Here is a 24,762-nt window from a genome sequence, read left to right as displayed (position 1 = left end):
CCTCACACCTTCTTTGCATGGACCTGGGCAAGAATGCCGTGCGGTCGGAAGATGAGGATCAGGAACAGCAGGAGATACGGCATGATCTGCGAATAGCCGGACGGCATGTAGCGTCCCGAGAACGGCTCGATCAGCCCGACGATGATGCCGCCCAAAAGCGCGCCCGGCAGCGAGCCGAACCCGCCGATGACGGCCGCCGCGAACGCCTTGATGCCGAGCAGTCCGATCGACGGATCGATCGAGCCTTTGGAGGCGAACAGGATGCCGGCAACCGCCGCGACCATGCCCGACAGCGCCCAGATCAGCGAGTGAACGCGTTTGACCGGGATACCCATATAATAGGCCGCAAGCTGGTTCTGCGACGACGCCTGCATGGCGACGCCCAGCTTGGTGCGGTTAAAATAGAGCCAGAGCAGCAGCGTGAGGACGATGGTGACGGCGATCACCATCACCTCGTCGAGTCCCAGCACCACGCCGCCGAACCGGACGTCGCGGCCGGCGATCGGCGAGGCGAGCGAGATCGGCTCATGCCCCCACATGACGCCGGCGAAGAAGCGCAGCACGAAGCCGAGCGCGATCGTCAGGATGACGATGGCGATCTGCGACTGGCCGAACATGCGCCGCAGCACCACGAGGTCGAGCGCATAGCCGAACGCGCCCATGATGGCGATGGCGATCGGCACCGAGACCCAGAAGGGCAGGTCCATGAATTGCGGATTGGTCAGCCCGAGGCAGATGAAGGCACCGAGCATCATGAAATCGCCCTGGGCGAAGTTCACCGCTTCGGTCGCCTTGTAGATCAGCACGAATCCCATGGCGATGAGACCGTACACGCAGCCGTTTGCAAGGCCGCTGACGATGAGCTGCAATACGCCCACAGGCGCTCCTCCTCCACTTATGACACGCGATCTGTCGCCGCGATGTCCTTCAACCTTAAGCTGCCAGAACGGGTGCGCAAGCTCCTCCCGCGCACCTTTTCGTCATGGCCTGATGAAAACCTTCCCGTTCGGCTTGGCTAGTTCGCCGGCCACGCGCGAAACCGCTTCCTCAAGCGGTACGATCGCGGTGACGTCCGTCTTCCAGCGCCCGTCCGAAAAGCGCTTCTGCGCCTCGATGACGGCCGCCATGCGTTTGTCATTGCCGGCCGAGCGCATCCATTCGGTCAGCCAGAAACCTTCGATCTTCTTATGCATGAAGATCATCTGCCCCGGCTCGATGATGGGCGTCACCTCCGGGTCAAGCCGTCCATAGACGATCCAGCGCGCGCGCTTGCCCATGGCGTTGAATATCTTGGCGGCGAGCGGGCCGGTGACCGCGTCGAGGAAGATGCGCGGCTTTTCCTGCCCCATTACCTCGGCGAGCTTCGCGTCGAAATCGGCAGCCTCGGCATTCAGCACATGCGCCGCACCGATGCTTTTCAACAGGTCGATCTGGTCGTCGCGGCGCACGATGGCGATGGGGCGGTAGCCTTCATCCTTGGCAACCGAAATGATCAGCTTGCAAAGCTGGCTCGCGCCGGCCGTGACGACGAACGCCTTCTCCCCCTCGTCCTTGACGATGCCGAGCATGGCGAGCGCTGTCAGCGGATTGACGATCATGGCGGCCGCATCTTCATCGCGCACGCCGTCCATGATCGGTATGGATGCGCCGGCCTCGGCGACCGCGTAATCGGCCCAGCTTCCCCAGTTCGACAGCCCGGTCGCGAAAGCGACGCGCTTGCCGATCAGCCCCTGCGCCTCGGCTCCGGCAGCCACGACTTCGCCCACCCCTTCGAAGCCCGCCGGCTGACCCTGCCTGCGCGGCTGACCGTAAAGCCCTTTCAAAAACATCACGTCGGACGGGTTGATCGAGGCGAGCCCGACCTTGACCAGAACCTGGCTCGGCCCCGGTTCCGGAACCTCGATCGTGCCCTGTTCGACATAGGGCTCCATGGCTTCGAGCGCCGTTCCCGAAGGATCGCGCGAATAGCCGTCATTCTTGAGAAGCAGTGCCTTCATGGTGCTGGGAAGCGCCATTTTCGATCCCTTCAGGGTTTGAGAATGATCTTGCCGGCCGCGCCTCGGGCGAGAACGCGTTCAAGCACGGAAGGCGCATCGGCGAGCGGATAGACGCCCTCGATGACCGGTTTCACCTTGCCTTCCAGATACCAGCCGACGAGTTCCTGCATGTTGTCGGCATAAACGCCCGGCTCCTTGGTCGTGAAAGCGCCCCAGAACACACCGACGACGCTGTAGCCTTTGACGAGCGTCAGATTGACGGGGAGCTTCGGGATGGTGCCGGACGCAAAGCCGATGACGAGCAGGCGCCCGCCCCAGCCCATCGAACGGGACAGCACGTCGAACCCCTCGCCGCCGACCGGATCGAAGGCGACATCGACGCCCTTGCCGCCGGTCGCCTCTTTCAGCCTGTCCTTGAGGTCGTCGTAGCCGAGCACGATGTCCGCGCCCGCTCCCTTGGCGATATCCTGTTTCTGCGGCGTCGAGGCGACCGCGATCACGGTCGCGCCCATCGCCTTGCCGATCTGGATTGCGGCAAGGCCCGTCGCGCCCGACGCGCCGAGCACGCACAAGGTCTCGCCGGGCTGAAGTTGCCCACGCTGTTTGAGCGCATAATGGGACGTTCCGTAGCCGCATAAAAGCGCGCAGGAATCTTCGACCGAGACGGCATCGGGCAGCTTCATCACCGCGCTGTGGTGCGCGGCGTTGAGTTCGGCATAACCGCCGAGCGAGCCGACGGTGGCGACCCGGTCGCCCGGCTCGAAGCCGGAAACACCCTCGCCCACCGCCCGGACGCGGCCTGCCGTCTCCATGCCCGGAATGAACGGCGGCTCGGGCTTCATCTGGTAAAGGCCCTGCACCAGCAAACCATCGGGAAAGTTGACGCCGATCGCCTCGGCCTCGATCAGCACCTCGCCTTTGCCCGGCACGGGATCGGGCATCTCGGCATAGTCGAGATCGGCGATCGGGCCGAAACCGCGTGCGACGATGGCCTTCATGGTCAGACCTTCTCCTGCGTATACTTCTTCAGTTCCTCGCGCGCGACCTGTCGGCGGTGAACCGCATCAGGCCCATCGGCGAAGCGCAGCGTGCGCAGATGCGTCCACGAGCGGGCAAGCGAGGTATCCTGGCTGATCCCCTGAGCGCCGAACATCTGCGCCGCCTCGTCCGTGACCTTTAGCGCCATGCGCGGCGCGACGACCTTGATCTGGCTGATCCATGGCGCAGCCGCTTTTTTGTCACCCTGGTCCATCATCCAGGCTGCCTTCAAGCAGAGCAGGCGCGCCTGTTCGATCTCCATGCGACATTCGGCGATGATGTCGTAATTGGCCCCGAGGTCCGACAGCTTCTTGCCGAAAGCTTCGCGGCGCAATGCGCGCTTGCACATCATCTCGAGTGCCATTTCCGCATGGCCGATCGCGCGCATGCAGTGATGGATACGGCCCGGTCCGAGACGGCCCTGCGCAATCTCGAAACCTTTGCCTTCACCGAGGATCAGGTGCGAAGCGGGCACGCGCACATTCTCGAATTTCAAATGCAAATGCCCGTGCGGCGCGTCATCCTCGCCGTAGATGGTCATGGCCCGCAGCTTGGTGATGCCGGGCGTGTCGGCCGGCACGAGGATCATCGAATGCTGCTGATGCTTGCCGCGGGCCGCATCGGGCGTATGCACCATGACGATATAGATCCTGCAACGAGGATCGCCAGTGCCGGACGCCCACCACTTCTCACCGTCGAGGACATAATCGTCGCCGTCGCGCTCGCAGCGCATGGAGATGTTGGTGGCATCGGATGACGCCACATCCGGCTCGGTCATCAGATAGGCCGAACGAATTTCGCCCGCCAGCAACGGCTTTAGCCATTTCTGCTTATGCTCGGGCGCGCAATAGCGCTCGAAAACTTCCATGTTGCCGGTGTCGGGCGCGGAACAGTTGAAGGTTTCGGCGCCCAGATGCGCCTTGCCCATTTCCTCGGCGAGATAGGCGTATTCGACGGTGGTCAGCCCGTAGCCTCTGTCCGAATCCGTCAGCCAGAAATTCCAGAGCCCGCGTTCCCTGGCCTTCGCCTTCAGCCCTTCGAGAATTTCCGTCTGCCGCGCGGTATAGGCCCAGCGGTCGCCATTCTTTCCGACCTCGGAAAGGAATTCATGGTCGAGCGGCATGATCTCGTCACGCACCATCTGCGCGACCTTTTCGTGCAGCGGTTTCAACCGCTCGCTCATGCCAAGGTTCATTTCGGGGTTAAGCGTCATTCTTCAGTCCTTCCGTGGCGCCCAGACCGCGCCAGGCGCAGGTGACGACTTGAGCGATGAGGTCCTCGATATCGGCGCGGGTTTCGCCCGTGCGCGGCGAGTACCAGAAAATCGGCGAGTTCAGCGTCATGAACATGAGCTGGTTCGCGATGGAGAGATTTGGAAAGTGAAAGCGCCCCTCGTCGCGCGCCTTGGATATGAGCTCGCGAAAGATATCGCCGTAGCGCGACCGCGTCTCGATCAAATCCTCGTAGCGGCTCGTCTGCTCTCGCGTCGGCGCACCCGTCTGGTGCATCTCGACCCCCATCCAGACCACGCGCTGGAAGGCGCGCGTCGCGATCATCTGGTTGACGTGGACGCGCGCGAAAAGCACCCAGCGCCGGTCGGCAGGCCCATCCAGCTTGCGCAACGGCTCCAGCGCCGCATAGTTCATCTCCATGCCGGTGCGGAACACGTCTGCGAAGAGATCGGCCTTCGATTCGAAATGGTGATAGATGCGGCCTTTGGTCGAATTGAGCGCCCGGGCAACGTCGTCGATGGATGTCGCCGCATAGCCCCGCTCGTGAAAGCAGCGCGCCGCCGCCTCCAATATGGCGCTGCGCGAACTGTCGACCGTGCGCTCCCTGACATCAGGACTCATATCGAACCGGCTTCCTCCTCGCCTGGTCTGCCCCGGTCGTCGCGCCGGGTTTTCAAAGCCTCTTTACGAGCGACAAATGATGAACATACTATCGGGTATGTTGTCAACGCGGCTCCGTCGAGGGTTGCGAACCGTCCTGGGGAGGATCGATGAGCTATCTGGAAGACCTGTTTTCCGTGTCCGGCAAGACCGCGCTCGTCACCGGGGCCGCGACGGGCATCGGCCGCATGGCCGCCACCGCGCTTATGCAGGGCGGCGCGACCGTCCTGATCGCCTCGCGCAAGGGACATGATTGCGCACAGGCTGCGGAAGAACTGAACGCTCTCGGTACGAAAGGGCGGGCGGACGGCTTCGGCGGCGACGTCTCAACGGAAGAGGGCATCGCCGCGCTCGTCGCAGAGGTGCGCAAGCGCACCGACAAGCTCGATATTCTTTTCAACAATGCGGGCGTGTCCTGGGGTGCCGAACTGTCGGAATTTCCCTATTCGGGCTGGGCCAAGGTGCTCAACGTGAACGTGACCGGCCTCTTTCACCTGACCCGCGAATTGCTGCCCGAACTCGAACGCGCAGCCAGCGACGACGACCCTGCGCGGATCGTCAATCTCGGCTCCGTCATGGGCACGCAGCCGATGGCCGACGGCGCCTATTCCTACACCGCGTCGAAGGCGGCGGTTCATCATCTGACCCGCACGCTTGCCATCGAGTTTGCGGGCCGCCGCATCACGGTCAACGCCTTTGCTCCGGGCCCCTTCCAAAGCCGCATGACGGCTTTCGCCACGGCGAGCGACGAACAGGCGGCCCATGTCGGATCGCGCGTGCCGCTCGGCCGGATCGGTGCGCCGAGTGACATCGCGGGTGCGACCCTGTATCTGTGCTCGAAGGCCGGGAGCTATGTGACGGGCGCGATCGTTCCGATCGACGGAGGCCAGTCCGTCCAGCACGGCATGTCGCTGTTCAAGGAATAAGGTTTCATCCATGGAAGGTCCGCGTTTGCAGCCGGTCGCAATCGACCAGTTGGTCGCCAATGTCGGCAACGAGGTCGGCATTTCGCCCTGGCGTATCGTCACCCAGCAAATGATCGACATGTTCGCCGATTCGATCGACGATCATCAGTTCATCCATGTCGATCCCGAGCGTGCGGCGACGACACCGTTTGGCGGCACCATCGCGCATGGTTTCCTGACGCTCTCGCTTTTGTCCGCGTTTTCCTACGAGGCAATGCCTCCGCTCGCCGATGTGGAGATGGGCGTCAATTACGGCTTCGAACGGGTCCGCTTCGTCACGCCGGTCAAGACCGGAGCGCGCGTGCGTGGACGCTTCGTTCTGGCCGACGTCAATGTGCGGCCTTCGGGATGGGTCCAGATCGCCACCGACGTGACCGTCGAGATCGAGGGGTCGGTGAAACCGGCGCTGACCGCCCGCTGGCTGACGCTTGCCGTGCTGAAGCGGGAAGACGAGACGGCATGAGCGATCCGAACGCGCTCGACGAAGCCGCCCTTGCCGACTATCTTGCCGCCGAGGTTCCAGGCTTTCAGGGTCTGCGCGCAGTCCGCAAATTCGATGCCGGCCAGTCGAATCCTACCTATCTTCTGACCGCTTCGAGCGGCCGCTACGTGCTGCGCGCCAAGCCGCTTGGCGAACTCTTGAAATCCGCCCATCAGGTCGATCGCGAATTCCGCGTCATGGAGGCGCTGAAAGGCACCGACGTGCCGGTGCCGCGCATGCTGCACCTTTCGGCCGAGGCGTCGCCCATCGGACGCATGTTCTACGTCATGGAGTTCGTCGAGGGCCGTATCTTCTGGGATCCGGCACTGCCGGATGCCGCCGACAACGGCGAGCGCGCCGCCGTCTATGGCGGCATGAACAAGGTGCTCGCGGCACTTCATTCCGTCGATATCGACAAGGTGGGACTGTCCGATTTCGGCAAGCCCGGAAACTATTTCGAGCGCCAGTTCTCGCGCTGGTCGGCACAGTACCGGGCATCCGAAACCGGGCGCGTGGAGGCGATGGAAGAGCTGATCGGCTGGCTGGAGGCAAACGCCCTGCCGGACGACGGGCGCGTCTCGCTCGTTCATGGCGATTACCGGCTCGACAACATGATCTTCGCGCCCGACGAGCCCAAGGTCGTTGCGGTGCTCGACTGGGAACTGTCCACGCTCGGACATCCCTATGCCGATCTCGCCTATCAGTGTATGCAATGGCGCCTGCCGCACGCTTCCGGCTTTCGCGGGCTCGGCGGCGTCGACCGCAAGGCGCTCGGCCTGCCGAGCGAGGGCGAATATGTGCAGGCTTACTGCATGCGGCGCGGCCTCGCCGGCATCGACAACTGGACCTATTATCTCGCCTTCTCCTTCTTCCGGCTGGCTGCGATCTGCCAGGGCGTCTACAAGCGCGCGCTCGACGGCAATGCGTCCAACCCGCAAAAGGCAAGGACCTATGGCGACGCGGTCGCGCTGCTGGCAGGTCTCGCGGTCGAGGCGATCAGAGCCGACGAATAGATCGTCCTGCAATCGGGGGGAATTCCAATGAAACGCTTCGAAGACCTGATTGCCATCGTGACGGGCGCGGCCGGCGGCTTCGGCAAGGCACTCGCAGAACGCCTGCATGCCGAAGGCGCAAAGCTTGTCCTCTCGGATGTCAGGGCAGAGGGGCTCGATGGGGTCGCCGCCTCGCTTGGCGACGACGTCGCCCTGTGCGCCGGCGACGTATCGCAGGAGGACCATTCGCGCGATCTCGTCGCTCTCGCGCTCGAACGGTTCGGACGGCTCGACGTGGCGTTCAACAATGCTGGCATCGTGCACGGCTTTTCGAAGCTCGCGCTGCTGGATTCGCAGGAGGCGCGCCGGGTGATCGACGTCGACCTGATGGGCGTGTTCTACGCGATGAAGCACCAGTTGCCGGTGCTGGAGCGGCAGTATCGACGTGACGGGCGGGGCGGCGCGATCGTCAATATCGCATCGGTGGCGGGCATTGCGGGCGCGCCGCGGCTCGGTATCTACGCCGCCGCCAAGCATGGCGTCATCGGTTTGACCCGCTCGGCAGCGGCCGAATATGCCTCGAAGGGCATTCGCATCAATGCGGTCTGCCCCTCCTATGCCCGCACCCCGATGGCGACCGACGCGCTCGGCCTCATCGCCGACGACGTGGCCTCCGCCGAAAAGGAACTGACGCGCGGCGTGCCGATGCGGCGTCTTGCCGAGGTGGACGAAGTGGTCGAGGTCATGATGTTCGCCGGCTCGCCAGCCAACTCGTTTATGACCGGGCAGGCACTCGCTGTCGATGGCGGAATAACGGCTGTTTAACCTTCGGGCACCCGAATCCGAACTTAAAGCCTAATTTAAGCTGTCGCCTCTATGCTTTCCCGATCGTGATGCGGAAATGCGCTGGGGGCGTGGGCATCGATGTTCAGGCTTTGGGGCAGATCCGGCGATCGAATTCGGCTTCCGCTTATGCGGGGGAGCAATATTCAGCTTCTGCTCGCCGCCATCGTCGTCCTCTGCGCCACCATCTTCGCCATTCATCAGAACCAGCGCATCTTCGAACAGAAGCTGCGCTCGGACGTTCTGTCCCAGGCAAGCCTGATCCGCTCCAAGCTCGAAGGCAACATCAACGCCAACATCCAGCTCGTGCGGGGACTGGTGGCGTCGATCGAGACCAATCCCGATATCACCCAGCCCGAATTTTCCGACCTGGTCGGCAGCCTGCTGACGCAGGATCTCCAAATCCGTCACATCGCCGCGGCGCCCGATATGGTCGTCAGGCTCATTCACCCGCTCATCGGCAACGAAGGCGCGATCGGCCTCGATTACAATACGAACGAAACGCAGCGCGCCGCGGTCATCAAGGCACGCGAAACGGGCAAGCTCGTTCTTGCCGGACCGCTCGACCTGGTCCAGGGCGGACAGGGCTTCATCGGCCGGTTTCCGGTATATGCCCGCAGTTCGATCGGCGGTCGTTCGTTCTGGGGGATCGTTTCGGCCGTCGTCGACGTTCAGGAGCTCTATGCGGAAAGCGGACTGCTCAACGCCGAACTGCCGATCGACATTACCATCACCGGGCGCGACGCCGCTGGAGGCTCCGGCGGAAGGTTCTTCGGCCCGGCCTCGATCATCGGGAACGATCCGGTCCTGCTCGATGTCGTTCTTCCCTCCGGGCGCTGGCAGATCGCCGCGACCCCTAAAGGGGGTTGGGATCAGCCGGTGCCTGGTCGCGGGCAGCTTTTCGCCTGGATCGTCGCCGGCGCCTTCCTGATCCTCGGACCCAGCCTCGTCATGGGACGGCTGATGGACGAGCGCCAGCGCCACATCGTCTTCATGCGCGAGCGCGAGTTCGAGCTCGAGCAACTCTCCCGGCGCCTGCGGCTGGCATTGCAGGCATCGCGCATCGGCATCTGGGAAATGGACATCAAGAACGGCGAGCTGTTCTGGGACGACCGGATGAACGAGCTCTACGATTTTCCGGCCGACGGGCGCGGGCGCAACTACACATTCTGGTCGAAGCGGCTTCACCCGGACGACAAGCAGCGCGCCGAATCCGACTTCTCGATCGCCATGCATCAAACGGGAAAGTATCATTCCGAATATCGCCTCAGGCTGGAAAACGGCGACATGCGCCACATCCGCGCTATCGGCCGGGTATATCAGGACGGCGACAGCCCGCCGCGCATCATCGGCGTCAACTGGGATGTGACGGCGGACGTCGAGCGAACGGAGCAACTGAACCTGGCGGTGCTTCTTTCCGAGGCGCGCAACGCGGAGCTTGAGACGATCCGCGAGCGCATCGAATTCAACGCCATGCACGATTCGCTGACCGGGCTACCCAACAGGCGATATCTCGATGAAGTCCTGGCCGATCACGCAAGGGCGTTCGGCAACGGCGCCGAAGTCGCCGCCATTCTCCAACTCGATCTCGACCGGTTCAAGGAGATCAACGACACGCTGGGGCATGCGGCCGGCGACGCGATGCTGGTCCATGCCGCGAACGTACTGCGGGCGTCCGTACTGCCGCAGGATTTCGTCGCGCGGATCGGCGGCGACGAGTTCGTCATCGTCAGGCGGGCGAGCGACGCGAGGTCGCTGACCATGGAAAGCCTTGCCGACCTTGCCGCGAACCTGATCGTCAAGCTGCAGGAACCGAAGAATTTCAACGAACACGAATGCCGCATCGGCGGGTCGGTCGGCATTGCGCTCGACACCGACACCATCTCCGATCCCGCACGTCTTCTCGTCAATGCCGACATCGCGCTTTACCGTGCGAAGCGAAACGGCCGCAATTGCTTCCAATTCTTCTCGGAGGAACTGCAGGCGGAGATCATCACCAGGAAGCGGCTCGCCGACGAAATCCTGATCGGGCTGGAGCGCGGCGAGTTCGTGCCGCATTACCAGCCGCAACTGCATGCGGGAACTCTGGAACTGGTAGGCGTAGAGGCGCTGGCGCGCTGGGAGCATCCCGAAAGAGGGCTGCTCGGCCCCCAGCATTTCCTCAAGGTGGCGGAAGACATCAACGTCGTCGACGAGATCGACCGGCGCATGCTCGAACAGACCATCGCACAGCTTGGCCTATGGGAAATGCAGGGGCTCAGGGTTCCCAAGGCATCCGTCAACGTCTCGGCCAAGCGCCTCCATGGCGATGGCCTGCTGGCGAGCCTGCGCACCATGCAGATCGAACCGGGACGGATCGTCTTCGAACTCGTGGAATCCATTTTTCTCGATGAACATGACGACCGTCTGGCCGCCAATGTTCAGGAACTGAAGGAAATCGGCATCGATATCGAGATCGACGATTTTGGTACCGGCTATGCCTCTATCGTCTCGCTGCTGCGCCTGAAGCCGGCACGGCTCAAGATCGATCGGCAACTCGTCCAGCCATTGGTCGGTTCGCCCGCACAACACCAACTCCTCGGCTCCATCATCGAGATGGGGCATTCGCTCGGGATCGAAGTGCTGGCCGAAGGCGTCGAAACGCTGGAACACGCGCGGATTCTCAAGGAGATAGGCTGCGACGCGCTCCAGGGCTATGCCTTCGCCAAACCCATGCCGCCCTGCGAACTCATCGGTTTTGCCAGCGAGCGACGGCTGCGCCGCGCCTCCTGATCAGGACGATCCGTCCCGCGCCGCCGCCGACAGGAACGTGAAGGCGTAATCCGCGAAAGAGCGCCAGCACTCAACGCGGAACTCGGCCTCGCCCGTCCGATAAAGCACGATCTCGATCTTGTGAAGGATCGTGCGCGACACCGCACCGACCGGAAAGGCGGCAAGAGACAGATCCTGCGGGCAGCCGGCGTTGATCGTCATTGCCGCGCCCGTGCCGGAAACGATAAAGCCGACATTGCGATGTGAGACATCGACGGCCGAGTGAAAATCCGCGACTGAGCCAAGCAGCCCGGCAAGGTCCGCGCCGCTTTCGTCGATGACGAGCCATTCGTCGGGCCCAAGCCAGAGCGCGTGCCGACCGTTCGCCGACGCGGAGGCTTTTGGCCGGGTCGGCAGCTCGATCCCAAGCGCTTTCGAGACCGCCGCGACGGTCCCGGCCGGCACGCGCAACGACAGGCGCGATGCGGGCGGCGCGACGGTAACCGTGGCGTTTGGGGTGGTGGTCTGGCGACCGGCGAGGATGGGGCGGCGGGTGGCCTGTGAAACTGTCATGGTCATGCCCTGAATCGTGCCGCGGCGAAATCATGGGAAGGAAGGGCTCTACGTTGCCCCCCTCTGTCCTGCCGGACATCTCCCCCGCAAGGGAGGAGATCAAGCACCCTATCGCAGCGCGACATCATCGACGGACTGAGCGGCGCAGTGAAGAGATTGATCTCCCCCCATGCGGGGGAGATGGGCGGCAGCCCGGAGGGGGGCGCGACGGAGCGCGACATTTCCACCCTAACCATTCAACCGCTCCCCGCTTTCCTCGAAGAAGACCGTGCCGGTCACCTCGACCTCGATTACCCTGTCCGGCATCGGCACGAAGAGCCGCTCGCCGATCTTGTCGCGACCATCAACGACCAAAGCCAGTGCAATCGAGCGGCCGCAATTGGGCGACCAGTAGCTCGACGTGACGTGGCCGATCATCTTCATCGGCATGGGCTGGCCGGGCGTCGCGACGATCTGCGCGCCTTCTTCCAGCACGACGTTCGGATCGACGGTCTTCAGCCCGACGAGTTGCTTGCGCCCACCGGATACCAGATCAGGTCGCCTCAGGCCGCGAATGCCGACGAAATCCGTCTTCTTCTTGCCGATCGCCCAGTCGAGACCGGCATCGTTCGGCGTCACCGTGCCGTCCGTTTCCTGGCCGACGATGATGTAGCCCTTTTCGGCACGCAGGACGTGCATCGCTTCCGTGCCGTAGAGGCACGCATCGTGCTTTCGCGCCTCGGCCCAGACGGCCTCCATGACGGCCTCGCCGTAGTCGGCCGGAACGTTGATTTCGAAGCCGCGCTCGCCGGTAAACGACATGCGGAAGAGCCGGGTCGGCACGCCGCAGATTTTCCCCTCGCGAACCGACATATGCGGCAGGGCGGCATCGGACACATCGATACCCTCGACCAGCGGCGCGATGATCTCGCGACTCTTCGGTCCCTGCACGGCGATCACCGCCCACTGCTCCGAGATCGAGGTCAGATAAACCTTGAGATGCGTAAACTCGGTCTGGAGGTAATCCTCCATATGATTCATGACGCGCGCCGCACCGCCGGTCGTCGTCGTGACATGGAAACGGTCGTCCGCAAGACGCCCCACGACGCCGTCATCATAGATGAAGCCGTCCTCACGCAGCATGATGCCATAGCGGCAACGGCCGGGCTCGAGCTTCGCCCACGGATTGGTGTAGAGAAGTTCCATGAACTGCGCCGCGTCCGGCCCGACGATTTCGATCTTGCCGAGCGTCGAGGCGTCGAAGATGCCGGCCGACCGGCGCACATTCTTCGTCTCGCGCGCGACGGCCTGATGCATGTCTTCGCCGGCCTGCGGAAAATACCATGCGCGCTTCCACTGCCCGACATCCTCGAACACCGCGCCATTCTTTTCGGCAAAGCCATGCATGGCGGTTCGGCGCGTCGGATCGAACAGGCTGCCGCGCGAATGACCGACGATCGCCCCAAACGTCACGGGCGTATACGGGGCGCGGAAGGTGGTGAGGCCGACTTCGGGGATCGGCTTGCCGAGCGTCTCCGCTGCGATGGCCAGACCGTGCATGTTCGACGTCTTGCCCTGATCGGTCGCCATGCCGTTGGTTGTGAACCGCTTGACGTGCTCGATGGAGCGCATGCCCTCACGCACGGCCTGCCGCAAATCCTTGGCGGTCACGTCGTTCTGGAAATCGACAAAAGCCTTGACGGTATCGTCCGGCCCTGCACCCGGCGCAGCCCCGAGCATTCCGCCCGTCCAGTTTTCGCTCGTCGTCGCGGCGGGCCGCAAAACCTTCGTACCGCTCACGGCATTTTCACCGGCCGCATAGGCTTCCTCGATCACCGCGTCGAGCGTGTCCGTGCCGTTGCACGCGCCGATCGAAACGCAGTCCTGCGCATATTGCCCCGGCAGAAAACGCTGCGTCGCGTCGTCGAACGCAACCTTGCCGCGCGACTGCGAGAAGAGATGAACCGACGGCGTCCAACCTGACGACATCAGCAATGCATCGACCGGGATCACCCGCGCCGCACCGCCGGCGTTCGGCGCAACGGCGATGGACGAAACGCGCAGCCGCCCGCCCGTCTTCGTCACCGTATGGCCGGTCAGAACCTCGATGCCGAGCCCCCTCGCTTCCTCGATAACCGCCCCCCGCGGATCGTCCCGCAAATCGACGATCGCGGCGATCTGCACGCCTGCCTTTTTCAGGTCGAAGGCCGCGGCATAAGCGGAATCGTTGGCGGTGAAAATGCCGACATTTCGGCCGACGGCGACGCCGTAATGGTTGAGATAGGTGCGCGCGGCCGAGGCCAGCATCACACCGGGACGGTCGTTGTCGGCAAACACCATGTGCCGCTCGATCGCACCGGTCGCGATCACGACCTTGCCCGCGCGCACCTGCCAAAGCCGCTCACGCGGCTGGTCACCGGGCGTCGCCAGATGATCGCTGACGCGCTCGACGAGCCCGACCAAATTCTGCGCGTAATAGCCGAATGCGGTCGTGCGGGTCAGAACACGCACATTCTCCCTGCCCTTCAGGTTCGCCACGCTCGCCTGCGCCCAGTCCCAGCCGGGCTTGCCGTCGATCCGCGCGCCCGTCTCGAAGCGAAGCGCGCCGCCGAATTCGGCCTGCTCGTCGCAAAGAATGACGCGCGCGCCCGATGCCGCAGCCGCCGTCGCCGTCGCGATGCCCGCCGCGCCGCCGCCGAGCACCAGCACGTCGCAATGCGCGTAGAGCGAGGAATAGTGATCCGGGTCCGGCTCGTCCGGCGCAACGCCGAGACCTGCCGCGCGGCGGATGAACGGCTCGTAGACCTTGTCCCACGCCGCCTTCGGCCACATGAAGGTCTTGTAGTAGAAGCCTGCCGAGAAGAACGGCGAGCCGAGATCGTTCGCTTCGCCGATATCGTAGGCGAGCGAGGGCCAGCGATTCTGCGAAACGGCGCTCAAGCCGTCATAGATCTCCTGCACGGTCGCGCGCACATTCGGCGTCCTGCGAGCCGCGTCGCGGTGGACGCCGACCAATGCGTTCGGCTCCTCGGCACCGGCCGACAGAAAGCCGCGCGGGCGATGGTACTTGAACGAACGGCCGACGAGATGGACGCCGTTCGCCAGAAGCGCCGAGGCCAGCGTGTCGCCCGCAACGCCCTGATACGACGTACCGTCGAAGGAAAAGCGAACGGCTTTTGCCGGCGTCAGACGTCCTGCGCCCGCCATGCGGAAGGTTTCGGTCATCGTGCGAACTCCGCAATCGTTGGCGCTCTACGTTGCCCCATTGTCTCAACCGTTGATGCTCGACGTTGCGCCCCTCTGTCCTGCCGGACATCTCCCCCGCATCGGGGGAGATCATGCACGCCATCGATGCAGGCTAATCTTCCCCCTCGCGGGGGAGATGTCCGGCAGGACAGAGGGGGGCGCGACGAAGCGAAAACGGTCATCGGCCACCCTCCTTCGAAGGCATATCCACGTTAAGCTCCGACGGCTCACGATTGGCCCAGGCCGCTGGCTCGGCGGGCGCCATCAACGTAATCTCCGGCTTCGGTTCCCCGGCCTTGTAGGTCAGGTGGAACTTGTCGGTGACCGTGTCGCGCGCGGCGTTGAAGAAGCGCCCACAACCGTGGATGTGCCGCCAGCGCTCGAAGATCAGCCCCTTCGGGTTCTGCCGGACGAAGAAGAACTTTTCGAACTCGTCATCCGACAGTTCGGTCATTTCAGACGAACGCGCGATATGCGCCTCGCCGGCATGACGAAACTCAAGTTCGGGACGCTCTTCTTCGCAATAGGGGCAGCGGATCAAAAGCATGACAGGATCCTAGTGCGCGACAGCGGCGGCAGCCGCTTCGTCGATCAGACGGCCGGTGCGGAACCGTTCCAGATTGAAAGGCGCGTTGATCGGGTGCGGATTGTCGTTGGCGATCGTGTGCGCGAAAACGTGGCCCGACCCCGGCGTCGCCTTGAACCCGCCCGTCCCCCAGCCGCAATTGACGTAGAGCCCCGGCACCGGCGTCTTGGCGAGGATCGGCGAGCGATCCGGCGTCACGTCAACGATGCCGCCCCATGAGCGCAGCATCTTCATGCGGGTGAACATCGGGAACATCTCGCAGATCGCGTCGAGCGTGTGATTCAGGATGTGGAAGCCGCCGGTCTGCGAATAGGATGTGTACTGGTCCGTTCCCGCGCCGATGACGAGTTCGCCCTTGTCGGACTGCGAAATGTAGGCGTGCACCGTGTTCGACATCACGACGCAGGGAAACACCGGCTTGACCGGCTCGGAGACCAGAGCCTGCAGCGGATAGGATTCCAGCGGCATGCGCACATCCGCCATCTGCATGATGACCGAGGAATGCCCCGCCGCAACGACGCCGACCTTTTTCGCGCCGATGAAACCGCGCGACGTCTCGACGCCCGTCACATGGCCGTTCGCCGAGCGGCGCACGCCGGTCACCTCACAGTTCTGGATGATGTGGACGCCGCGGTCGGCGGCCGCGCGCGCATAGCCCCAGGCGACCGCGTCGTGCCGCGCCGTTCCGCCTCGACGCTGCAACGCCGCGCCCATCACCGGGTATCGTGCCGATTGCGAAATGTTGAGCGGCGGGCAGAACGCCCTCGCCTCCTGCGGCGTTAGCCATTCATTGTCGACGCCGTTGAGCCGGTTTGCATGGATGTGACGTTTGAAGACCTGCACGTCATGGACATTGTGCGCCAGCATCATCACGCCGCGTGCCGAATACATGACGTTGTAGTTGAGATCCTGGGAAAGCCCGTCCCACAGCTTCACGGCATGGTCGTAGATGCCGGCCGATTCGTCATAGAGATAGTTGGAGCGGATGATCGTGGTGTTGCGGCCCGTATTTCCACCGCCGAGCCAACCCTTCTCGAGCACCGCGATATTGGTGATGCCATGCTCCTTGGCGAGATAATATGCCGTCGCCAGCCCGTGCCCGCCGGCACCGACGATGATGACGTCATATTCCTTGCGCGGTTCCGGCGACGACCACTGCTCGTCCCAGCCCTTATGGGCCCGAAGCGCCTCACGGGCGATGGCGAAGACGGAATATTTGCGCATGAACCCTTGGCCTCGATGCGTGTGGCAGGACGAATTCATGACTAGCGAAAACCGGACTTTTCCCTTGCGCTGATTGCGACTTCGATTGCCCGTTTGCGCCGTGCTCATTTCGCTGCGACGAATTGGCCGGTTGCTTCACTGACAAGCCGCTGTCGGATTCTTCTCGACAAGCATATCGACCGGTGATATGAGCCGCACCGATCCGTGGTGCGCGCGCCACGGGGCGCAATCTGTTGCGCTCTGACTTTTTGAATTTGAAACTCGATCGAAACGGCCCCGGCGCCAACGGTAACGACAGGAACGCTCGTGCAGGTACTCGTCCGCGACAACAACGTTGATCAGGCGCTCCGCGCGCTCAAGAAGAAGATGCAGCGCGAAGGTATCTTCCGCGAGATGAAGATGCGCGGCCATTACGAGAAGCCGTCCGAGAAGCGCGCCCGCGAAAAGGCCGAAGCCGTTCGCCGCGCCCGCAAGCTGGCCCGCAAGCGCGCCCAGCGCGAAGGATTGGTCGGCGGCGGCCGCGCTCCTGCGGTTGCGGCGCGCTGATCGCCGTTTTTTGGTCTTCTTTGCCGATCTATAAAAGGTGGCGCGAGCAATCGCTGCCACCTTTTTTCGTTGTCTGCGTTAAATGTCGAACAACACGCCAAGCAGCGCCAAACGGGGAATGAGCCGATGATTTCGACCGCGAGCCACACCAAACGCATTGCCACCGCAATGGCATTGCTGTCCGCTTTGGGGCTCGCAGCCTGCCAGACGGCACCGGAAACTATGTCGACGGTTTCACCGATGGACGCAGCTCAGGCATCGAGCGAAAACATTTCGTCGCTGACCGCCGTCATCGAGCGCTCGCCCAACGACGCCGAAGCCTACAATGTGCGCGGCTCGGCCTATGGACGCGGCGGGCGAAACCGCGAGGCGCTGGCCGACTTCGACCGCGCGATCCAGCTCAATCCCGGCCTTTATCAGGCATACAACAACCGCGCTTTGATCCACCGCAACATGGGCAACAGCCAGGCGGCGCTAGCAGACTACAATCAGGCGATCCAGCTCAATGCGAGCTACGATGCTGCCTATATCGGGCGCGGCAATCTCAATCGCGCCTCCGGCCGCACCAACGAAGCATTTCAGGATTTCGAACGCGCGATCCAGCTCGATACGACCAACCCGCGCGCCTATTACAATCGCGGCCTGATGTATCAGTTGCGCAATCAGCACGACTTCGCGATCGGTGATTTCGGACAGGCGATCTCGCTCGCCCCTGGCGCCGCCGAGCCCTATACGGCGCGTGGCCTCTCCTACCTCGCCATCGACAACGAGGACAATGCGCTCTCCGATTTCAACACGGCGCTCGTTCGCGACAAGACCAATGCCGAGGCGTGGGCATATCAGGGCCTCATTCTCGAGCGTCGAGGCGACACCCAGCGCGCGACGCGCTCTTTCGCCGAAGCAGCACGGCTCGACCCCAATCTTCAGGTCGCCCGCGACGGGCTGAGCCGGACGCGCGGCACCGGCTGATCAGGAACGAAGTTCTCCCTGTCCGGTTGTAGTGCCGAACAACCAGACAGGAGAACTTCAATGGTCCGCTTTCTAGCCGCCGCGCTTCTCGGCGCAGCCGCAATTATCCCGGCTCACGCGCAGGACACGCGCACCGAGGCCGGCATGCTCGAATGCGTCATCGCGGGTGATGTCGGTGCGATCCTCGGCTCGTCGCGTGACATGGAATGCCTGTTCAGCCCATCGGACGGCACACCGCAGACCGCTTTCGTCGGCGTCGTCAACCGCTACGGCCTCGACATCGGCGTCACCAGCGAAGCCATCATGCAATGGGCCGTCCTGATGCCCGCAACCATCACGCTCACGGCCGGCGAAGCGCTCAGTGGCGACTATTTCGGCGCGAGCGCGGAAGCAACGGTTGCGATCGGTGGCGGCGCCAACATTCTCGTCGGTGGATCGCAGGAATCGGTCATGCTCCAGCCGATCAGCGTTCAGGCGCAAACCGGCCTGAACCTTGCACTCGGCGTCACCGAATTCCGTCTGCGCGCCGTCGAATAGGACAGGGTGAGCCTGCTCGCCGGCGGTGAACGATCACGGGCCGGCGGCAGGGCGATGCCATGCCGTTGGCGCGAACCAGTCGATGACGAGGTCGCGCATCGTATCGACGTGCTCGCCCGTCTCGATCGCTCCCGCAAATTCGGAAAGACGCGCGGCCGCAGTCAAAAGATAGACGTCCGACGTGCGGACATGACGCCCCGTCCGCATCTCGTAAGCTGCCATGGCCCGGCGCGCCAGATCGAGTGAGATGAGCGAAACAGGCACGAACTCGCGCGCTACCGGCCCGAACCCCGAATCGGCGAAGTCGAAGATGCCGTTGAGGCGCTGGGCCTTATGATCGAAGGCCATGTTCCAGCCATGCGCATCGAAGAAGCCGTAGACTTCATCCGGCCAGATGCGCGCAACGTAGTCGCGCCACACCGCCTCGGCCAGTTCGGCGACCGGGGCGGGAAGCTGCGCCCAGACAGGCGCGAGCGTCTCTGCACGGACATCCCACCACTCCACCGGTCCTGCACCGGTCGCGCGCATATGCGCCGGATCGATAACGTGAAGCTCGGCGAAGAATTGCGCCAGCTTGTCGGCCAGTGCCGTTTTCGCGACTTCCGAGAGACATTCGTAGTCGGCGCGCAGCAGCGTAGACCCGGCAAGTTTCCGGTGCATGGAAAAGACGACCGGATGCTCCACCAGTTGCATGTCGGGAACCGGCAGCGACACATGCGGCCGCACCGCTGCAAGCAGCCGAGCCTCGCGCAGCAAGGCCTTTTCGGCGTCGGCTCCCTGCGGAAACTTGGCGATGAACCGCCCGTCGATGTCGATCGCAAGACTGTGCCAGCCGCGACCGGCCACCGAGAACCGCGATTCCGTCAGTTCGGGAAACGCATCCGTGATCGCAGCTCGAAGTTCCGGCGGAACCTCCGCCGGCGCTTCAGGCAGCATCAGTGATCCATTGCCTTGACGATTTCCTCGGTCATCTTCTTGGCATCGCCGAGCAGCATCATCGTGCCGTCCTTGTAGAACAGCGTGTTGTCGATACCGGCATAGCCCGAGCCGAGCGAGCGCTTGACGAAGAGGCACGTGCGCGCCTTGTCCACGTCGAGGATCGGCATGCCGTAGATGGGCGAGGATTTGTCGTCGCGCGCGGACGGGTTGGTCACGTCGTTGGCGCCTATGACATAGGCGACGTCGGCCTGCGCGAATTCGGAGTTGATGTCCTCAAGTTCGAACACCTCATCGTAAGGCACGTTGGCTTCGGCCAGAAGCACGTTCATGTGTCCCGGCATGCGGCCGGCAACCGGATGGATCGCGTATTTGACCTCGACGCCGTTGGCCTTGAGCTTGTCAGCCATCTCGCGCAGCGCATGCTGCGCCTGCGCCACCGCCATGCCGTAGCCCGGCACGATGATGACTTTTTGCGCGTTCATCATCAGATAGGCCGCGTCGTCGGCCGAACCCTGCTTGACCGTCCGCTCGATGCCGTCGTCGCCGCCGGCGGCGGCCGTTTCGCCGCCGAAGCCGCCGAGAATGACGGAAATGAACGAGCGGTTCATGCCCTTGCACATGATGTAGCTGAGGATCGCGCCGGACGAGCCGACCAGCGCGCCCGTGATGATGAGCGCGAGATTGCCGAGGGTGAAGCCGATGCCCGCCGCGGCCCAGCCCGAATAGGAATTGAGCATCGAGACGACGACCGGCATGTCGGCGCCGCCGATCGGCACGATGATCAGCACGCCCAGCGCCAGCGCCAGGATCACGATCAGCCAGAAGGCGAGCGTCGATTGCGTCGCGACGAGCACGATGACCAGCACGATCAGCGCAATCGCGATGCCGGCATTGATGAAGTGGCGGGACGGCAGCAGGATCGGCTTGCCCGACATGCGCCCGTCGAGTTTCAGGAACGCGATGATCGAACCCGTGAAGGTGATCGCGCCGATGGCAACGCCGAGCGACATCTCGATCAGTGCCTGCCAATGGATATGGCCGACCGTGCCGACGCCGAAGCTCTCGGGCGAATACATCGCGGCCGCCGCAACCAGCACCGCCGCCAGACCGACGAGTGAATGGAAAGCCGCGACGAGCTGCGGCATCGACGTCATGGGAATGCGCCGCGCGACGACCGCGCCGATGCCGCCGCCGATGGCGATGCCGAGCACGATCAGAACGAAGCCGCCGAAGGTCGGGCGCGCCAGAAGCAGCGTCGTGACGACGGCGATGCCCATGCCGATCATGCCGTACATGTTGCCCTGACGGCTGGTCGTGGGATGCGAAAGCCCGCGCAACGCCATGATGAACAGGACGCCGGAGACAAGATAAAGGAAGGAGGCGAAATTCTCGCTCATGGATCAGCGCCTCACTTTTCTTTTTTCTTGTACATCGCGAGCATGCGCTGCGTGACGAGGAAGCCACCGACGATGTTCACCGAAGCAAGGATCAAGGCGATGAAGCCGAAGCCGGTGGCGATCCCCGACGAGGAGATGCCGACGGCAAGCAGCGCGCCGACCACGATGACGGACGAGATCGCGTTCGTCACCGACATCAGGGGCGTGTGCAGCGCGGGCGTCACCGACCAGACGACATAGTAGCCGACGAAGATCGCCAGCACGAAAATGGCGAAGCGGAAGACGAAGGGGTCGATCGCGCCGCCCGTCGCCGCCGCAGCCGCATGGCCGGCCGCCTCGGCGGTCTGCAAATCCGAAAAGGCAAGGCGCAGCGCCGCCGCCGACTGCTCGAGCTGCTGGATCGCGCGTTCCATCGCGGTCATTTCCATCACGCATCCCCCTTCTTCGAAGTGGATTTCGGCTTTGCCGTCGCCTTGGGCGCAGCATCGAGACCAGTCTCGGTGCTCTCGGGCGCCACTGCGGGCGCAGGCTCGGCCTTTGCGAAATTGGCATGGACGACGCGGCCTTGATGCGTCAGCAGCGTCGCCTTGACGAGTTCGTCTTCCGGCGTGATGACAAGGGTCTTGGTTTCCTTGTCGATCAGCGTCTCGAGAAAGGCATAGAGGTTCTTGGCGTAAAGAAGCGAGGCGGATGCCGCCACGCGGCCGGCCACGTTGAGGTGGCCGACGATCTTGACGCCGTTCGCGCTCGTGACGACTTCGCCCGCTTTCGCGCCTTCGACATTGCCGCCACGCTCGACCGCAAGATCGACGATGACCGATCCCGACTTCATCGAGGCGACCATCTCGGCGGACACCAGCTTGGGCGCAGGACGACCGGGAATGAGCGCGGTGGTGATGACGATGTCCTGCTTGGCGATGTGCTCGGCCGTCAGCGCGGCCTGCTTCGCCTGATATTCCTTCGACATTTCCTTGGCGTAGCCGCCGGCCGTCTCGGCCGCCTTGAATTCCTCGTCCTCGACGGCGAGGAATTTCGCGCCAAGCGAGGCGACCTGTTCCTTCGCGGCGGGGCGAACGTCGGTGGCGGTGACGACCGCGCCCATGCGGCGTGCCGTGGCGATGGCCTGCAAGCCCGCAACGCCGACCCCCATGACGAAGACCTTGGCGGCCGGCACCGTTCCGGCCGCCGTCATCATCATCGGCAGCGCGCGGTCATATTCACCGGCAGCATCGATCACGGCCTGATAACCGGCGAGATTGGCCTGCGAGGAGAGGATGTCCATCGACTGCGCGCGCGTGATGCGCGGCATGAATTCCATGGCGAAAGCGGAAATGCCGGCCTTGGCCATCGCTTCGACAGCCGCGTCGTTGCCGTATGGGTCCATAGCGGCGATCACCGCCGCGCCCGATCGGTAGGATTTGAGTTCCGCGTCGGTGGGGCGGCGGACTTTGAGGATGATATCGGCAGCGCCCGCATCCGCCGCGCTTCCGATCCTGGCGCCGTTCTTTTCGAACTCGCCATCCGGTATGCGGGATTTGTCTCCCGCGCCGGTTTCCACGACCACGTCGAGCCCGAGGGCCTTCAGCCGCTTGACGGTTTCGGGCGAGGCGGCCACACGCGGCTCGCCGGCCTCGATTTCCTTCGGTACGAATACGATCTGCGCCATGAACCCCTCCCATCAGCCGATCTTCATGCCCCGCGGGAAAGCCCGCGGGGGAAAGCGATCGTCAGCGCAGGAAGAATGCTCCAAGACCGCAGATCAGCAGAAAGAGGATGAAGGACGAGATGAAGCCGGCGGTCGTGAAGAAACCGAACGCCATTGCGATCAGTAGCGCCACGACCATGATCGACACGTATTTCGTGAAATCGAGAAAGAAATTGTAGGTCTTCTCGTGTTCGGCGTAATCCATTTCGGCGCCCATTTCGAGCGCGCCGGAATGATGTTCTTCTGCCATGATCGGCTCCTCGCGAATTCGTTCACCGCTGATAGCGAAAAGCGCGATTGAGGGCAATGGCAAGGATTGTCGCGCCGCGTTTCCTATCCCGCAAGTTCGGGAAAGAGCCCGATCAGGCCGATGACGATCAGGTAGAAGGCGACGATATAGTTGAGCAGGCGCGGCATGATCAGGATGACGACGCCGGCGATAAGCGAGATCAATGGGGTCAAAGCGAGATCGGGCATGGGAGCGATCCTTGGGCAGTTGGCTATGCGCTCACATAGCTAGGTTGCGCATCGCGCAAGGCAAGCGTCGGGCGAATCGAATGTCGATCTGCTCGTACGGCAAATAATTCGGTTTACTTCAGGGCAACATTCGGCCATCTGCGCATCACGATGCTGCACCGCGGTCGGGGGACCGCGATCCGGGGGACTAGTCATGACGGGCACCACGATCGATGCCGTTCTCGAACGAGCGGGCACGGGGCGGTTTCAACGCCGCCTGCTCGGTGTTTTCGGGCTTGTCTGGACAGCCGACGCTATGCAGGTTCTGGCCGTCGGCTTCACCGCCGCCTCGATCGCTGCGACATTCGGCCTTACCGTTCCGCAGGCATTGCAGACCGGCACGCTCTTCTTCCTCGGCATGTTGATCGGGGCGGCGGTCTTCGGCCGGCTCGCGGATCGTTTCGGACGCCGGAACATCCTGATCGGCACTGTCGCGATGGATGCCGTCTTCGGCCTTGCCTCGGTCTTCGCCCCCGACTTCCAGACCCTGCTGCTGCTGCGCTTCCTGACCGGCCTTGCCGTCGGCGGCACGCTGCCGGTCGACTATGCGATGATGGCCGAGTTCCTGCCGCCCTCGCGGCGTGGCCGCTGGCTGGTCATGCTGGAAGGGTTTTGGGCGGTCGGCACGGTCATCGTCGCATTGACGGCGTGGGCAGCCTCCGTTGCAGGCGTGGCCGATGCGTGGCGCGTGATCTTCTTCGTCACCGCCCTGCCGGCCATCGTCGGCCTTTTCCTGCGCTTCTGGATACCCGAATCGCCGCTTCATTTGATGCGCCAGGGGCGCGAACCGGAAGCCCGCGCGGTGATGGACAAGATGCTTCTCGTCAACGGAAAGGAGCCGATGGGTGAAACCCCGCTGGACGCCATGCCGCCGGCGCGCAGCGAAAAGCTCCTGTCACCCGAACTGCGCCGCCGGACGCTTCTGATGCTCAGCGTGTGGTTTCTCGTGTCGATGTCCTATTACGGCATCTTCACCTGGATGCCGGCCCGGCTGGCGACGGAAGGTTTCGGCTTCGTGCGTGGATACGGTTTCCTCGTCCTGGTGGCGCTCGCCCAGATCCCCGGCTATGCGCTCGCGGCCTATGGCGTTGAAAAATGGGGGCGCCGCGCGACGCTGACGCGCTTCCTGTTCCTGAGCGCCGCCGCCTGCGCGCTGTTCGTCGTGGCGACCACGCCGGCCCTGATCGCCACCGCGCTTCTGGTGATGAGCTTCGCGCTCCTGGGCACCTGGGGCGCACTGTATGCCTTCACGCCCGAACTTTATCCCACCGCCTCACGCGCGACCGGGATGGGAGCGGCCGGCGCGATGGCCCGGCTCGGCGGCCTGCTTGCGCCTTCGGTTCTGGTCTATCTCTTCGTCCAGAGCACGACGGCCGCGATCGGCCTTTTTGCCGGCCTCTTGGTCGTGGCAGCATTCGCTGCGATGTCGATCGATGTCGAAACCCGCAAAAGCGCGCTCGACTGACGTCCCGGCTTATGCTGACTGGGGTCGATACGTACCGGCATCCAGGCGCCCCATTCACTGGTGGCAATCAGCCAACGGGCTGTCCTTGCCTACCGACCGTCCATCCGATAATGCCATCGGC

24 protein-coding genes are annotated in these 24,762 nt (G+C 63.5%); 9 read left to right on the top strand and 15 right to left on the bottom strand.

Translation table 11 applies throughout. The annotated features are described in order from the left end of the window. Positions 1 to 2: 2 nt before the first annotated feature. The 5 genes from GTW25_RS12835 to GTW25_RS12815 form a co-directional block, all read right to left on the bottom strand. Positions 3 to 878: a branched-chain amino acid ABC transporter permease gene (locus tag GTW25_RS12835; protein WP_252912523.1), complete on the bottom strand. Its 876-nt coding sequence runs from the start codon at positions 876 to 878 to the stop codon at positions 3 to 5. Between the two features lie 102 nt (positions 879 to 980). Beyond that, positions 981 to 2,015, bottom strand: coding sequence for a zinc-binding dehydrogenase (locus GTW25_RS12830; RefSeq protein ID WP_252912522.1), 1,035 nt, complete (start codon positions 2,013 to 2,015; stop codon positions 981 to 983). 11 nt (positions 2,016 to 2,026) lie between these two features. After that, a complete protein-coding gene (locus tag GTW25_RS12825) occupies positions 2,027 to 2,995 on the bottom strand; it encodes an NADPH:quinone oxidoreductase family protein (RefSeq protein ID WP_252912521.1) in 969 nt (322 codons plus the stop codon). Positions 2,996 to 2,997: 2 nt separating this feature from the next. Then, a complete protein-coding gene (locus GTW25_RS12820; RefSeq protein ID WP_372493161.1) occupies positions 2,998 to 4,248 on the bottom strand; it encodes an acyl-CoA dehydrogenase family protein in 1,251 nt (416 codons plus the stop codon). Continuing rightward, positions 4,238 to 4,888: a TetR/AcrR family transcriptional regulator gene (locus GTW25_RS12815; protein ID WP_252912520.1), complete on the bottom strand. Its 651-nt coding sequence runs from the start codon at positions 4,886 to 4,888 to the stop codon at positions 4,238 to 4,240. Before GTW25_RS12815 ends, GTW25_RS12820 begins: the two co-directional genes overlap by 11 nt. Before the next feature lie 149 nt (positions 4,889 to 5,037). On the opposite strand from GTW25_RS12815, the gene GTW25_RS12810 reads away from it, so the two are divergent. The 5 genes from GTW25_RS12810 to GTW25_RS12790 all read left to right on the top strand — a co-directional run bounded on the left by GTW25_RS12810 (position 5,038) and on the right by GTW25_RS12790 (position 10,980). Continuing rightward, positions 5,038 to 5,853 carry an SDR family oxidoreductase gene (locus tag GTW25_RS12810; protein ID WP_252912519.1) on the top strand — a complete coding sequence of 272 codons (816 nt, stop codon included), beginning with the start codon at positions 5,038 to 5,040 and terminating at the stop codon, positions 5,851 to 5,853. A gap of 10 nt (positions 5,854 to 5,863) precedes the next feature. Beyond that, positions 5,864 to 6,355 carry a MaoC family dehydratase gene (locus tag GTW25_RS12805; RefSeq protein WP_290128020.1) on the top strand — a complete coding sequence of 164 codons (492 nt, stop codon included), beginning with the start codon at positions 5,864 to 5,866 and terminating at the stop codon, positions 6,353 to 6,355. Continuing rightward, positions 6,352 to 7,386, top strand: a complete 1,035-nt coding sequence (locus GTW25_RS12800; protein ID WP_252912518.1) for a phosphotransferase family protein — start codon at positions 6,352 to 6,354, stop codon at positions 7,384 to 7,386. The genes GTW25_RS12805 and GTW25_RS12800 overlap by 4 nt, the downstream gene beginning before the upstream one ends. 27 nt (positions 7,387 to 7,413) lie before the next feature. Then, positions 7,414 to 8,190, top strand: coding sequence for an SDR family NAD(P)-dependent oxidoreductase (locus GTW25_RS12795; protein ID WP_252912517.1), 777 nt, complete (start codon positions 7,414 to 7,416; stop codon positions 8,188 to 8,190). A 147-nt stretch (positions 8,191 to 8,337) separates the two neighbouring features. Then, entirely contained in the window at positions 8,338 to 10,980 is a 2,643-nt protein-coding gene (locus tag GTW25_RS12790; RefSeq protein ID WP_252912516.1) for a bifunctional diguanylate cyclase/phosphodiesterase, read from the top strand. Here GTW25_RS12790 and GTW25_RS12785 read toward each other — a convergent pair whose 3' ends face one another. From GTW25_RS12785 to GTW25_RS12770, 4 genes are all read right to left on the bottom strand, one after another. Continuing rightward, positions 10,981 to 11,538 carry a sarcosine oxidase subunit gamma gene (locus GTW25_RS12785; RefSeq protein ID WP_252912515.1) on the bottom strand — a complete coding sequence of 186 codons (558 nt, stop codon included), beginning with the start codon at positions 11,536 to 11,538 and terminating at the stop codon, positions 10,981 to 10,983. It lies immediately after the preceding gene. 222 nt (positions 11,539 to 11,760) lie between these two features. After that, positions 11,761 to 14,736 carry a sarcosine oxidase subunit alpha gene (locus GTW25_RS12780; RefSeq protein WP_252912514.1) on the bottom strand — a complete coding sequence of 992 codons (2,976 nt, stop codon included), beginning with the start codon at positions 14,734 to 14,736 and terminating at the stop codon, positions 11,761 to 11,763. A gap of 199 nt (positions 14,737 to 14,935) precedes the next feature. Then, positions 14,936 to 15,304, bottom strand: a complete 369-nt coding sequence (locus GTW25_RS12775; protein ID WP_252912513.1) for a sarcosine oxidase subunit delta — start codon at positions 15,302 to 15,304, stop codon at positions 14,936 to 14,938. A 9-nt stretch (positions 15,305 to 15,313) separates the two neighbouring features. Continuing rightward, entirely contained in the window at positions 15,314 to 16,567 is a 1,254-nt protein-coding gene (locus GTW25_RS12770; RefSeq protein WP_252912512.1) for a sarcosine oxidase subunit beta, read from the bottom strand. Between the two features lie 306 nt (positions 16,568 to 16,873). On the opposite strand from GTW25_RS12770, the gene rpsU reads away from it, so the two are divergent. From rpsU to GTW25_RS12755, 3 genes are all read left to right on the top strand, one after another. Next, positions 16,874 to 17,113: a 30S ribosomal protein S21 gene (gene rpsU / locus GTW25_RS12765; RefSeq protein ID WP_024587796.1), complete on the top strand. Its 240-nt coding sequence runs from the start codon at positions 16,874 to 16,876 to the stop codon at positions 17,111 to 17,113. A 126-nt stretch (positions 17,114 to 17,239) separates the two neighbouring features. Next, a complete protein-coding gene (locus tag GTW25_RS12760; RefSeq protein ID WP_252912511.1) occupies positions 17,240 to 18,082 on the top strand; it encodes a tetratricopeptide repeat protein in 843 nt (280 codons plus the stop codon). 60 nt (positions 18,083 to 18,142) lie between these two features. Continuing rightward, the gene (locus GTW25_RS12755) at positions 18,143 to 18,619 is read left to right on the top strand and encodes a DUF992 domain-containing protein (RefSeq protein WP_252912510.1); all 477 of its coding nucleotides are present in this window, start codon (positions 18,143 to 18,145) and stop codon (positions 18,617 to 18,619) included. A 33-nt stretch (positions 18,620 to 18,652) separates the two neighbouring features. Here GTW25_RS12755 and GTW25_RS12750 read toward each other — a convergent pair whose 3' ends face one another. The 6 genes from GTW25_RS12750 to GTW25_RS12725 all read right to left on the bottom strand — a co-directional run bounded on the left by GTW25_RS12750 (position 18,653) and on the right by GTW25_RS12725 (position 23,137). Continuing rightward, positions 18,653 to 19,555: a phosphotransferase family protein gene (locus GTW25_RS12750; protein WP_252912509.1), complete on the bottom strand. Its 903-nt coding sequence runs from the start codon at positions 19,553 to 19,555 to the stop codon at positions 18,653 to 18,655. Then, positions 19,555 to 20,955: an NAD(P)(+) transhydrogenase (Re/Si-specific) subunit beta gene (locus tag GTW25_RS12745; protein WP_252912508.1), complete on the bottom strand. Its 1,401-nt coding sequence runs from the start codon at positions 20,953 to 20,955 to the stop codon at positions 19,555 to 19,557. Before GTW25_RS12745 ends, GTW25_RS12750 begins: the two co-directional genes overlap by 1 nt. Positions 20,956 to 20,966: 11 nt before the next feature. Next, entirely contained in the window at positions 20,967 to 21,383 is a 417-nt protein-coding gene (locus GTW25_RS12740; RefSeq protein WP_252912507.1) for a proton-translocating transhydrogenase family protein, read from the bottom strand. Then, a complete protein-coding gene (locus GTW25_RS12735) occupies positions 21,383 to 22,621 on the bottom strand; it encodes a Re/Si-specific NAD(P)(+) transhydrogenase subunit alpha (protein ID WP_252912506.1) in 1,239 nt (412 codons plus the stop codon). Before GTW25_RS12735 ends, GTW25_RS12740 begins: the two co-directional genes overlap by 1 nt. Before the next feature lie 61 nt (positions 22,622 to 22,682). Further along, a complete protein-coding gene (locus tag GTW25_RS12730; RefSeq protein WP_252912505.1) occupies positions 22,683 to 22,910 on the bottom strand; it encodes an aa3-type cytochrome c oxidase subunit IV in 228 nt (75 codons plus the stop codon). A gap of 83 nt (positions 22,911 to 22,993) precedes the next feature. Further along, on the bottom strand, positions 22,994 to 23,137 hold the full coding sequence (locus tag GTW25_RS12725) for a DUF3096 domain-containing protein (RefSeq protein WP_252912504.1): 144 nt from the start codon (positions 23,135 to 23,137) through the stop codon (positions 22,994 to 22,996). 193 nt (positions 23,138 to 23,330) lie between these two features. Here GTW25_RS12725 and GTW25_RS12720 point away from each other — a divergent pair, with 193 nt between their 5' ends. Continuing rightward, a complete protein-coding gene (locus GTW25_RS12720; protein WP_252912503.1) occupies positions 23,331 to 24,641 on the top strand; it encodes an MFS transporter in 1,311 nt (436 codons plus the stop codon). Positions 24,642 to 24,762 lie beyond the last annotated feature (121 nt).

It is taken from the genome of Aliihoeflea aestuarii (genome assembly GCF_024105665.1).
In the GTDB taxonomy this organism is placed as follows: domain Bacteria; phylum Pseudomonadota; class Alphaproteobacteria; order Rhizobiales; family Rhizobiaceae; genus Aliihoeflea; species Aliihoeflea aestuarii.
Note: the sequence above shows the minus strand (reverse complement) of the source record. Positions and strands in the feature narration are given on the sequence as shown.

Excerpts from the sequence above, each read along its gene's own strand:
- GTW25_RS12805 (WP_290128020.1), top strand. The coding sequence starts at position 5,864 with ATGGAAGGTCCGCGTTTGCAGCCGGTCGCAATCGACCAGTTGGTCGCC.
- GTW25_RS12735 (WP_252912506.1), bottom strand. The coding sequence starts at position 22,621 with ATGGCGCAGATCGTATTCGTACCGAAGGAAATCGAGGCCGGCGAGCCG.
- GTW25_RS12755 (WP_252912510.1), top strand. The coding sequence starts at position 18,143 with ATGGTCCGCTTTCTAGCCGCCGCGCTTCTCGGCGCAGCCGCAATTATC.
- GTW25_RS12790 (WP_252912516.1), top strand. The coding sequence starts at position 8,338 with ATGCGGGGGAGCAATATTCAGCTTCTGCTCGCCGCCATCGTCGTCCTC.
- GTW25_RS12795 (WP_252912517.1), top strand. The coding sequence starts at position 7,414 with ATGAAACGCTTCGAAGACCTGATTGCCATCGTGACGGGCGCGGCCGGC.
- GTW25_RS12815 (WP_252912520.1), bottom strand. The coding sequence starts at position 4,888 with ATGAGTCCTGATGTCAGGGAGCGCACGGTCGACAGTTCGCGCAGCGCC.
- GTW25_RS12810 (WP_252912519.1), top strand. The coding sequence starts at position 5,038 with ATGAGCTATCTGGAAGACCTGTTTTCCGTGTCCGGCAAGACCGCGCTC.
- GTW25_RS12750 (WP_252912509.1), bottom strand. The coding sequence starts at position 19,555 with ATGCTGCCTGAAGCGCCGGCGGAGGTTCCGCCGGAACTTCGAGCTGCG.
- GTW25_RS12825 (WP_252912521.1), bottom strand. The coding sequence starts at position 2,995 with ATGAAGGCCATCGTCGCACGCGGTTTCGGCCCGATCGCCGATCTCGAC.
- GTW25_RS12730 (WP_252912505.1), bottom strand. The coding sequence starts at position 22,910 with ATGGCAGAAGAACATCATTCCGGCGCGCTCGAAATGGGCGCCGAAATG.
- GTW25_RS12820 (WP_372493161.1), bottom strand. The coding sequence starts at position 4,248 with ATGACGCTTAACCCCGAAATGAACCTTGGCATGAGCGAGCGGTTGAAA.
- GTW25_RS12720 (WP_252912503.1), top strand. The coding sequence starts at position 23,331 with ATGACGGGCACCACGATCGATGCCGTTCTCGAACGAGCGGGCACGGGG.
- GTW25_RS12725 (WP_252912504.1), bottom strand. The coding sequence starts at position 23,137 with ATGCCCGATCTCGCTTTGACCCCATTGATCTCGCTTATCGCCGGCGTC.
- GTW25_RS12800 (WP_252912518.1), top strand. The coding sequence starts at position 6,352 with ATGAGCGATCCGAACGCGCTCGACGAAGCCGCCCTTGCCGACTATCTT.
- GTW25_RS12745 (WP_252912508.1), bottom strand. The coding sequence starts at position 20,955 with ATGAGCGAGAATTTCGCCTCCTTCCTTTATCTTGTCTCCGGCGTCCTG.
- GTW25_RS12775 (WP_252912513.1), bottom strand. The coding sequence starts at position 15,304 with ATGCTTTTGATCCGCTGCCCCTATTGCGAAGAAGAGCGTCCCGAACTT.
- GTW25_RS12830 (WP_252912522.1), bottom strand. The coding sequence starts at position 2,015 with ATGGCGCTTCCCAGCACCATGAAGGCACTGCTTCTCAAGAATGACGGC.
- GTW25_RS12770 (WP_252912512.1), bottom strand. The coding sequence starts at position 16,567 with ATGCGCAAATATTCCGTCTTCGCCATCGCCCGTGAGGCGCTTCGGGCC.
- GTW25_RS12760 (WP_252912511.1), top strand. The coding sequence starts at position 17,240 with ATGATTTCGACCGCGAGCCACACCAAACGCATTGCCACCGCAATGGCA.
- GTW25_RS12740 (WP_252912507.1), bottom strand. The coding sequence starts at position 21,383 with ATGGAAATGACCGCGATGGAACGCGCGATCCAGCAGCTCGAGCAGTCG.
- GTW25_RS12785 (WP_252912515.1), bottom strand. The coding sequence starts at position 11,538 with ATGACCATGACAGTTTCACAGGCCACCCGCCGCCCCATCCTCGCCGGT.
- GTW25_RS12780 (WP_252912514.1), bottom strand. The coding sequence starts at position 14,736 with ATGACCGAAACCTTCCGCATGGCGGGCGCAGGACGTCTGACGCCGGCA.